Origin of the sequence: Crocosphaera watsonii WH 8501 (assembly GCF_000167195.1) — a bacterium.
In the GTDB taxonomy this organism is placed as follows: Bacteria; Cyanobacteriota; Cyanobacteriia; order Cyanobacteriales; family Microcystaceae; genus Crocosphaera; species Crocosphaera watsonii.
The window spans coordinates 1-4,098 of record NZ_AADV02000252.1; the positions used below are offsets into that span (position 1 = coordinate 1).

Annotated in this window: 5 protein-coding genes; all 5 read left to right on the forward strand. The window is 41.2% G+C overall.

Annotated elements, in window-relative coordinates; all coding sequences use genetic code 11:
- Positions 1-83: 83 nt before the first annotated feature.
- The gene (locus CWATDRAFT_RS30115) at positions 84-479 is read left to right on the forward strand and encodes a hypothetical protein (protein WP_007308504.1); all 396 of its coding nucleotides are present in this window, start codon (positions 84-86) and stop codon (positions 477-479) included.
- Between the two features lie 112 nt (positions 480-591).
- Entirely contained in the window at positions 592-1,980 is a 1,389-nt protein-coding gene (locus CWATDRAFT_RS30120; RefSeq protein ID WP_007308505.1) for an Ig-like domain-containing protein, read from the forward strand.
- Between the two features lie 144 nt (positions 1,981-2,124).
- A complete protein-coding gene (locus CWATDRAFT_RS30125; RefSeq protein WP_007308506.1) occupies positions 2,125-2,739 on the forward strand; it encodes a DUF6391 domain-containing protein in 615 nt (204 codons plus the stop codon).
- A gap of 110 nt (positions 2,740-2,849) precedes the next feature.
- Positions 2,850-3,065 carry a photosystem I reaction center subunit IV gene (locus CWATDRAFT_RS30130; protein WP_007308507.1) on the forward strand — a complete coding sequence of 72 codons (216 nt, stop codon included), beginning with the start codon at positions 2,850-2,852 and terminating at the stop codon, positions 3,063-3,065.
- A gap of 16 nt (positions 3,066-3,081) precedes the next feature.
- Positions 3,082-3,918, forward strand: a complete 837-nt coding sequence (locus tag CWATDRAFT_RS30135) for a DNA-formamidopyrimidine glycosylase (RefSeq protein ID WP_007308508.1) — start codon at positions 3,082-3,084, stop codon at positions 3,916-3,918.
- Positions 3,919-4,098 lie beyond the last annotated feature (180 nt).

A 4,098-nucleotide genomic window follows, 5' to 3' on the forward strand; every position in this document is an offset into this window, starting at 1 on the left:
TCATTTTTAAGATTTATTACCTTATAAATTAGCGGAATATATACGCTAACATCAAAAGAGGTTGTTTGTTACAGTTAAGGCTAATGTCATCACATTCCGAACTTAAGACCAGTCAAGATGTCCACCTGAGAGCCAAACAAATTAAGAGTCTAATTCGCTCTCTTAAACAGAAAATAAAGAAAATTGAACGGGAAGGGGAAGTAGCACCAGCTAATTGTTATATTATTCGTTATCAGGTTAATGGAAAGGGAACAATCTACTGGTATTATAAACTACAGGCTGCTGAATCAATTTTTCCTATGGCCACTAATAATGAGAAAAAAACCAAATATAAATATTTAGGACGAGCCGGAAGTTCTGCTCATATTGATGCTGTAGAAAAACTCACTAGAAGAAATCTCATTGATGAATTAGAACGAGTCATTCAATCTCTAACTGAAAGCTACTTAGATATCTATATTGGAACCGAAACTGAATGAAGCTATTTAATATTTAAAATCCCCTAAAAAGATGGAAAGAGAGTTTTTAAAATCACCTTAATTCTCTATTTTAGCTCTGGAGATATGTTTAGCGTAAAATTTACGCTAACAATTGTTTTTTATCCAAAGTCCAACCCTAACAGTCACAGCAATTAATGACAATGATGCTAATGTGGGAACTCAAATTACCCTCGCTTCGGGGGCTTTGCTAACTCTCAACAGTGATGGCACTTTTGAATACGATCAGAACGGAGCCTTTGACGACCTTGAACAAGGACAAACGGATACCGATAGCTTTACCTACACCATTACTGATGGGCAAGAAGTTAGTCCCTCCGACTCCGCTCCTTCTCCCCCTCCCGGCTTCGGAATTGCCGACCCACGAGTTTTCAATGAAGATAGTACTACTGTAAATATCACAATTAACGGTACGGCTCCTCAACTCCCCGTTGCTGAAGATGACTCAGCCAACACCGATGAAAAGAACCAAGTAGAAATAGATGTCTTAGCCAATGATACCGATACCAGTGGTACAGGTATTAGCGTAACCAGCTTAGACAATACAGGACTATTAGGGCAAATCAGTACCGATGGCACAACGGTAACTTACGATCCCAATGGACAATTTGATTCCCTCCCCCTTGGTGGACAAGACAGTGAAATCTTTAGCTATACCATTACTGATGGCAATGGGGAAATCGATAGTGCCGTTGTCACTGTCACCATCGATGGGGTCAATGATCCTCCAGTAGCGGTGGATGACGATGAGCAAACCCAACAGGGAGTAAGGGTGAGTGTCGATGTCTTAGCTAATGACTCTGATATTGACCAAGGAGATGTCTTAAGTATTGACAGTTTTACTACTCCTGGTAACGGTTCAGTCCAAGAAGTAGAGGGGGAATTATTATATACTCCCAATGCTGATTTCTTTGGAACCGATACCTTTACTTATACCGTCACCGATAGCAATGGTGGGTTTGCTACAGCAACAGTCACGGTGGAGGTTGAACCACCTCCCTTTGTTCCAGAGTTTGGCAGCATTGATGGTGAGACTATTGAAGTTGAAGGAAGCAGGAAACTTGTTTTTGCTGGTGGTGGCAACGATCTGGTTGATAGTTCTGTCAGCGAAGGTGAGAACCGTATCTACTTACAAAGTGGAGATGATATTGCCATTCTGGGACAAAGCGATCGCATTCTTGGGGGAGTTGGTGATGACCAATTCTTTGTTACTTCTGATGGGGATAATACCATTACTGGAGGTGAAGGAAGGGATCAATTCTGGATTGCTACTGGAGATTTCACTGATGGAATCAATACAGTTACCGACTTTACCATTGAGGAAGATGTCATCGGTATTGCTGGATTTGGCATTGGTTTTGATGGTGTTGAGTTAAGTCAAGTAGGAGATGATGCACTAATCGGAATAGGTGGCAGTGATTTTGCACTGCTTCTGAATACTAACATTAATGATTTAAGTGCTAGTGATTTTGCTTTTGCTTAATTAGGATTTTCCAGAAGATAATTAAAAAAAAATTCATCCCTCAACTTGCAGAAGTTGGGGGATTTATTTATCTAGATAAATAAATCACTTTTTATCAAGAAAGATTATCTATAATAAAGTAAATATCTTTAACTACTTATAAGTATGACCAACTCGGTTAACCCTGCCACTGGAAACCTTTGGGACTTAGACTGGTATCGTCCCCAACATCAGCAAGATAGCGACACTTTAGAACAACTGGGATTTATTCCAGGCTTAAAAGAAATACTCATGCTGCGTCAAGTCCATGGTTTAGAACATGGTACTGTTTGGGTACTGAGCGAAACTAGACACGGGTTACAAGATAACGAAAATTTGGGGGGTTTATCCACTCCCAATGGTTTCTATCTCTACGGAGAGGTTAACCATTTAGACTTACAAAAAGCCGTCACCAAAGCCTTACAACGGTTTCGGGCGGGGGTTTGGAATTTAGCTGTACATCCCCGTTGCGGTACCAATATGTCTGTCAATATGTTGTTAACCACCAGCTTTGCACTGGGAACTCATTTTTTATTGCCCAAAGGACCTATTGAACAAGCTTTAGGCTTACTCTTGGCAACCTCCACCGCATCACAACTGTCCCCTGACTTGGGTATCTTGGCACAAAAATATCTTACAACCGCTATTCCCTTCAATTTAGAACTGGGACAAATCGCCCGAACCCGTGATTTTTCAGGCCATCCAGCCTATTTTGTTGAACTTGCTTGGCGAGATTCTTAATAAAACTTAAACTTTTGTAGTAGCAAGGTGTTGCGATCCAATAGTAGGCTTTTATAGATAAGGACTTTTTTTCCTTCCCTTTCAATATCAATTTATTAAGGACAATACCTATGGTCAAGCGTGGAGACAAAGTTAGAATCAAACGTAAAGAATCTTACTGGTACAACGATGTTGGTACCGTTGCTACTGTGGATAAGGCCGGCATTCTCTATCCTGTAGTGGTTCGTTTTGATAAAGTCAATTACAATGGCTTTAGTGGTAGTGCCACTGGAGTTAACACCAACAACTTTGCTGAAAACGAAGTAGAAGTTGTCGAGTCTAAGTAATTACTTTCAGGATTAAATGCCAGAGTTGCCTGAAGTTGAAACGGTTTGCCGAGGGTTAAATCAATTGACCTTCGGACAAACTATTGAGGGTGCAGAAGTATTGTTGGATCGTACACTTGCTTACCCCCCTTCTAGCCAAGAATTTTTAGACCAGATCCAAAATGCTACTTTTGACAAGTGGCAAAGAAGAGGTAAGTATTTACTGGTTCCCCTACAAGAGAAGAAAGGATGCTTAGGGGTTCATCTACGCATGACCGGTCAATTATTATGGGTAAAGGAAAACGAACCCTTATCCCGTCATACCCGTTTACGTTTGTTTTGTAACCAGTCGCAAGAATTAAGATTTGTCGATATTCGCACCTTTGGTAAGGTGTGGTGGGTTCCCCCCAACCAACCTCCGGAAAACATCATCACAGGACTGCAAAAATTGGGTCCAGAACCCTTTGCAAAGGAATTTTCTATAGATTACTTCATCGACAGGTTAAAACGTCGTCAGCGCAATATTAAGACGATTCTCCTGGATCAAGCGATCGTTGCCGGGATGGGTAATATCTATGCCGATGAAGCTTTGTTTAAAAGCGGTATCTTACCCACAACCTTAGGGAAAGACTTAACCCCTCAACAGGTTAAACGGTTACGAGAAGCTATGATAGAAGTGTTAAAAACAGCTATTGATCAGGGTGGAACAACCTTTAGTGATTTTCGAGGGGTTACTGGGATAAATGGCAACTATGGGGGTGTTGCTTGGGTTTATGGTCGTCATAAACAACCCTGTCGAGTCTGTGGGACACCCATAGAAAAGATTAAGTTGGGGGGGCGATCGTCCCATTTTTGTCCTCAATGCCAAAATTAATCACCTTTTAGAATCCCCGTTGATTTATCACGGGGGTGCGATTCGTTCCTACGAAATCCCTCACGGGGTGACAAGTAGGTTGAAAAGTAAGTCCAGAGCGGTTTTTCTCTGTTACCCGACCCTAAACAATTGTCGGCAACCAGAGAGCTTATTGAGAATGAACGATAATGATAATCATTT

What these genes read in the sequence shown, in the direction of transcription:
- CWATDRAFT_RS30115 (WP_007308504.1), top strand. Translation starts at nt 84, where the DNA reads ATGTCATCACATTCCGAACTTAAGACCAGTCAAGATGTCCACCTGAGA.
- CWATDRAFT_RS30125 (WP_007308506.1), top strand. Translation starts at nt 2,125, where the DNA reads ATGACCAACTCGGTTAACCCTGCCACTGGAAACCTTTGGGACTTAGAC.
- CWATDRAFT_RS30130 (WP_007308507.1), top strand. Translation starts at nt 2,850, where the DNA reads ATGGTCAAGCGTGGAGACAAAGTTAGAATCAAACGTAAAGAATCTTAC.
- CWATDRAFT_RS30135 (WP_007308508.1), top strand. Translation starts at nt 3,082, where the DNA reads ATGCCAGAGTTGCCTGAAGTTGAAACGGTTTGCCGAGGGTTAAATCAA.